This is a genomic window from Mycobacterium sp. NGS34 (assembly GCF_059812845.1).
Genome location: NZ_JCALDM010000038.1, coordinates 1 through 5,517, shown reverse-complemented (window position 1 = coordinate 5,517; position 5,517 = coordinate 1). Strand labels below are relative to the sequence as shown.

General features: G+C 65.3%; 4 protein-coding genes. 3 read left to right on the top strand and 1 reads right to left on the bottom strand.

Annotated elements, in window-relative coordinates; translation table 11 throughout:
• Nucleotides 1-166: 166 nt before the first annotated feature.
• The 3 genes from AC5Y7V_RS31130 (at nt 167) to AC5Y7V_RS31120 (ending at nt 4,292) form a co-directional block, all read left to right on the top strand.
• Entirely contained in the window at nt 167-1,231 is a 1,065-nt protein-coding gene (locus AC5Y7V_RS31130) for a tyrosine-type recombinase/integrase (protein WP_499883771.1), read from the top strand.
• Nucleotides 1,232-1,365: 134 nt separating this feature from the next.
• Nucleotides 1,366-3,708, top strand: coding sequence for a tyrosine-type recombinase/integrase (locus AC5Y7V_RS31125; protein ID WP_499883770.1), 2,343 nt, complete (start codon nt 1,366-1,368; stop codon nt 3,706-3,708).
• Between the two features lie 101 nt (nt 3,709-3,809).
• Nucleotides 3,810-4,292 (top strand): hypothetical protein, encoded by a 483-nt coding sequence (locus tag AC5Y7V_RS31120; protein WP_499883769.1) that lies wholly within the window; start codon nt 3,810-3,812, stop codon nt 4,290-4,292.
• Between the two features lie 3 nt (nt 4,293-4,295).
• Here the strand turns inward: AC5Y7V_RS31120 and AC5Y7V_RS31115 are convergent, their stop codons facing one another.
• Entirely contained in the window at nt 4,296-5,330 is a 1,035-nt protein-coding gene (locus tag AC5Y7V_RS31115) for a site-specific integrase (RefSeq protein ID WP_499883768.1), read from the bottom strand.
• Nucleotides 5,331-5,517: the final 187 nt, after the last annotated feature.

Below are 5,517 nucleotides of genomic sequence, written 5' to 3'. Positions count from 1 at the left end.
GTTATCTGTACTGCTTCCGACCGCATGAGGTACGTCGGTTCAGCGGCGTGACACGCCGGTGCCTTACGAATATCCGGTAATTCGAGGCACGACAGTTACGTTGGGGACAATGACAGTGTTTAGGGCCGAACGGGCGGTCTCGCCTCTCGACGGATCGCAGCTGTGGGTGGTGCTCGATTCCGAGTTGGTGATGCACCGGGAGGCCAGTGACTTCCTGCGGGCGCTGCACGGGGCGGGCCGTTCGCCCCATACGATCCGTGTCTATGCCGGCCGGGTGGCGGCCTTCCTGGCGTGGTGCGCCGATCAGGGAGTCGACTGGTCCTCGATCAGCCTGGCCAGTTTGGCCCGTTTCAAGCACTTCGTGGAAGCAACCCCGTACCAAGGCCGGCGGTTGCGCTCGGGTACGACGGTCAACGCCACGCTTACTGCGGTGTGCGAGTTTTTGCGGTTTTGCGCCAGAACCGGATTGATCGAGCAGGCCGTGGCCGATCGGTTGACCGAGCCGCGCTGGCTCCGGTTTATCCCAGCGGGCTTTGATACCGGTGAGTCGGGCCAGCTCCGCATGGTGCGGGCTCGGATGCTCAAGGCAAGGGCCGAAACGGCGTTCCCGGAGGCGCTGAGCCCCGAGCAGTCTGAACGGGTCATGGGGTGTTGTCGACGGCCTCGGGAACGCTTCATGACCATGCTGATGCATGAAAGTGGGCTAAGGATCGGAGAAACCCTCGGACTGCGCAGGGCTGATCTGCACCTGCTTCCCGACTCGCGCGCCTTGGGTTGCGCGGTGCTGGGCGCTCACATCCATGTTCGCCACCGAGCCAATCCCAATGGGGCATTGGCTAAGTCGCGGTTTCCCCGAAGCGTGCCGACGAGCCAGGCCGTGCTGTCGGCCTACGCCGACTACCAGTATGAGCGCACCGAAATCCTCGGTGACGACGACTGCGACATGGTGTTCGTCAACCTCTACCACCAGCCGCTGGGCGCGCCGATGACTTACCGTGCGGCCAAAGGGTTTTTCGAACGGCTGGCCACCGAGTGCGGTTTTGCGGTGCGCCCTCACATGTTTCGGCACACTGCGGCCACGAACTGGGTGCGCGCCGGGGTCGATCTCGATGTCGTGCAGCGGCTGTTGGGTCACGCCGCACTGTCCTCGACCGCTGTGTATCTGCACGCGAGAGACGAGGACAAGCGCCGAGCCGTGGAGGCCGTCGCCGCCGGGGAAACCTACCGGTGAGTACACCGGCATCACGTCTCAGCGTCGGCGCCGACGCTGATCGGGAGTTCGTCAGCGACGCCGGCTGGCTGGAATGGCTGTCTGCCCATATCGACACCGCGTGGCGACCCGATGAGTGGGACGGATCGCTGTGGTTGTTCACCGGCGATCTGGACAGCGAACGCACAGCTGTGTGGCGATGTCGTACCCCAGGCTGTCCCACGCCGGCACGCAGCTACAACGGCCGCTGCTTTGGTTGTCGGAACGCCCTGTCGGCGGCCGGTGTCTCTGAAGAGGAGTTCGACCGCCAGCCCCGCCGTCGATCGATCCGCCTTGTTGCCCCAGGTGTGTGTACGGTGCCCGGCTGCGAATGCGAGCTGGACTCTCGGGGCTTGTGCCGGCGGCACGCGCTTGACTGGCGCAAGGCTGGCGGCGGGCCGGTGGAGCAGTTCATCGCCTCGGCGCAGCCGCTGCGGCGCCGCGCGGACTGTGTGGTGGCCGGCTGCGCCCGTGAAGGCGTCGCCCGGCACGGATTATGCAAGTTTCACGGCATTCGGCTGCGGCGGCAACACCAGGGCGCTTCACTCTCGCGCGAGGAGCTGGCTGCGTGGATAGCCAACGAGAAGCCTGGGATCGCTGGCCACCAGTTCTTCTTGGCTGACCTGCCACCGCTGGTGCGACTTGAGTTGCTTTATGCGCTGCAACGCCGCGATGAGGCGCCACCTCCGCTGGACCCAGTGCAAGTTCGCATCCTCATCAGTCGCCTGGACGGGGCCAGCTCAGTGCGCCGCGCCGATCCCGAAGCGGTGTGTGAAAGCGGTGGCGTGCAATACAACGGGACCATCAAGGGCCTCTACCGTGACCTGCGCCGCCATCTGGAACGAGCCTGGACCCAATACAGCGGCACCGATCGTTACGCCGGCGACGTGTGGCACGTCGAGCTGCTGGATTTGCAATCCAATGGTTCGCGCCGCTGGCCGGCTACTCAGGGCACCGTCGACTTTGGTGTGATCGAGCTGCGCTGGTTGCGCGAGGTGCTCAAGGACTGGGCCCGCAACACCTGCCCCTACCTGCAAGGGCTGCGCCAAGCGCTGCGGGCCTGCCAGGTGGCCTCCCAAACACTGGTGGCCTCCGGTCGCGCCGACCCGGCCACCCTGGGCGCGGGTGACTTCGTCCTCGTCGAGCGGGCCATCGCCGAGCAACGCCGCACCGATGGCGCTTTGCACTCTGCCAACTACCGCAGACAGCTGCTGCGGGTGTTTTACCAGGTGATCGAACACGCCCGCACCAACGCGCTGATGACCGAGGTGCCCGATCCGTTCCGCCCGTCGCAACGCCTTCACCGAGTGATCGAAGACGCCAACGAGGAGCAGTTAGGAAAGGCGCTGCCCGAGAAGGTGATTCGTCAACTCGACCAGCATCTATCCCTGTTGGGCCCGACGGCACCATTCGGCTCGATGAGCGCCGCAGACCTGCGGGCAATGCATCAGACCATCTACCAGATCCTGCGTGACACCGGCCGGCGCCCCGGTGAGATCGTCAGCCTCAAGATCGGCTGCGTTGAGGTCATCGACGGCCAACACAACTTGGTCTATGACAACCACAAGGCCGCCCGACTGCGTCGACGCCTGCCCATCACCACCGAGACCGCCGACATCATCACGGCCTGGCAGCGTCGCCGCGCACAGCTGCCCACCGCGCCGTCGACCCGCCAGTGGCTATTTCCCTCCCCGCTGCTGCGCTCCCGCCAGGCCCGCGGTCACCTGATCGCCTCCAGCATCGGGGTGTCGTTTCGGGATTGGATCGATTCGATCCCCAAGATCGACGGTGAACTGCTGGGTCCCGACGGGACACCGCTGCCGTTCGACCGCTTCCTGATCACCCCATATGTGCTGCGGCACAGCTACGCTCAGCGCCACGCCGACGCCGGCGTACCCGTCGACGTGCTCAAGGACTTACTCGAACATCGCTCAATTCAAACCACGATGGGCTACTACTCGGTCACCCATAAACGCAAGCAGCAGGCTATCCGCGCCGTCGGGTCCCTGGCCATCGATGCCTCGGGCAACCCGAGCTCGTTCGCCGACCCGCTGGCCTATGAACGGGCCTCGGTGTCGGTGCCGTTCGGCAACTGCTCCGAACCGTCCAACGTCAAAGCCGGCGGCGGTGCCTGCCCGATCCGGTTCCAGTGCGCGGGCTGCGGCTTTTATCGCCCGGATCCCTCCTATCTTCCCGCGATCGAAGAACACATCCACTCGCTGAAGGCTGATCGGGAAACCGCCCAGGCAATGGGAACGGCTGATTACGTGATCGCCAACATGAGCAGCGAAATCGACGCGTTTAACCACGTGGTCGACACCATGCGGCTCCGCCTCGCCGAACTCGACTCTGAGCAGCGCGCCGAGATAGACGACGCCAGCCGGATCCTGCGCCGCGCCCGCGCCGCCCGACGCATCCCAATCATTCCCGTGGCCACCTCGGGGACCAAAACCGGATGAGTACTACCGCTGGCAACCAGGCTCGCGCCGCAGCGCTAAAAGCGGCCCGCGCCAAGGACAGTGACCTCAAGCGGCGACGGGCACTGGCCGCGCTTGAGGCGATGGAAGCCAGCGGCGCGTCGATCACCTTCACCGCGGTGGCCAACGCCGCCGGGGTGTCCACCTGGCTCGTCTACGCCCCAGGAATCCGCGAACACATCGACGCCGCTCGAGGTCGCCAGGCCAACCACAGCCTGGCCCCGATGCCGACGCCCTGCGGCAAACACACCACGACACCGGCCAGTCTGCGCACCGACCTCGCCATCGCCCGAGATCAGATCAAAACACTGCGCGCCGAGCGCGACAGACTCCAACAGCGTCTGCGCCTGCAGCTCGGCGCCGAAATCGAAGCACCCGATCGAGCCCATCTGACCGCGCGTGTCGCCGACCTTGAAGCCATCAACCGTCGACTCGTCGCCGAGCGCGACGCCCGCACCCTTGAGCTCGACACCGCCAAAAGGCACGTCGCCGGACTGCAAGACGAGCTCAGCGCCGCACGAGAAAGCCTGCGACGCGTCATCAAATCCCAAAACCGCGCACAATGAGGATCAAGACAAGAGCTCGTAGAGCGGGTTTCGCGCTGCAGCGGCACGGTTCTCGGCGCCGGCACCATCGACGTAGCGCTGCGAGGTCGCCATCGACTCGTGCCCGAGCAGCTTCATCAGCGCATAGACACTGACATCGCTATTGGCCAGTTGTGTAGCGAACTCGTGTCTGAGGGCGTGGATTAAGGCTCCGCGCGCGCGTTGACTGTTCAAGCCAGCCTTCTTAAACGCGCGCAGCACCCGGTATTGGAGTACGCCGCGGGTGATTCGATGACCGTCACTGCCGACGAATAGGGCCGCGGTCGTCGGCCACGCCCCGATCCCGGTGCTCGGGCCTCGACGCTTGGTGTCGGCGGGGAATCGGACTGCACGGGAGTCCAGATAGCATTCCAAAACCTTGATTAACCCCTCCTCCACCGGGATTCGGCGATCCTTATTGCCCTTACCGCGGACGTGGATAACGCCGCCACCCGCAGTGGTGCTGCGGATGTCACCGACGTTGGCGCGAAGCAGCTCCTCGGCCCGCAGTCCCGCCAGCACCGCGGTCAACACCAGGGCCGCGTCGCGTTCGGGCCAGTCGCTGCGGCGACGCGAACCGCCGTCGGCGTCAATCGCCGTCAAGAGCCCCGACACAGCCTCGGCGCCAAGCCCCTTCGGCAACGATTTGGGCACCTTGGGGCGACCGATCAGCGACATCGGGTTGGCTCCGATGAGCTCCTCGGTGTACAGGAAGGCGCACAACGTGTTCCAGGTCGACCAACAGCGCCGGATCGATGCGGCCTCGTGGGTGTCGGCGTAGGCGGCGAACGCCGCGCCCATCGCCGACTTCGTGATCGCGGCCGGTGTCAGCTCGCCGACCCGCGAGCGGTCGCCGGCCAACAGCGCGGCGACCGCGGCGAAGTCTTGCCGGTAGGCCTTGGCGGTATGCGGCGATGGCTTGCGGACCGCGCGATCGGTCAAAAACGCCCAGAACCACTGCGGAAAATCCGGTTCCGCAACCGGGGTGTCAGCATCTGATCCACGAGACGCCATCGCCATGAACCAATGCTCGCACCAAATTCGCGGATAGGGGGAATCCGCTCGCTATGTGGGCACGTGTCCGCAGGAGGCCGCCGGGTGTCGACCGCCATGACTACACACCCGCCCTCACGTGCCTCACGTGTCTGCCCACTAGAAACGGCAAACAACAAGCGCTTTCGCGAAAACAAGTACAGATAAGCTTCGC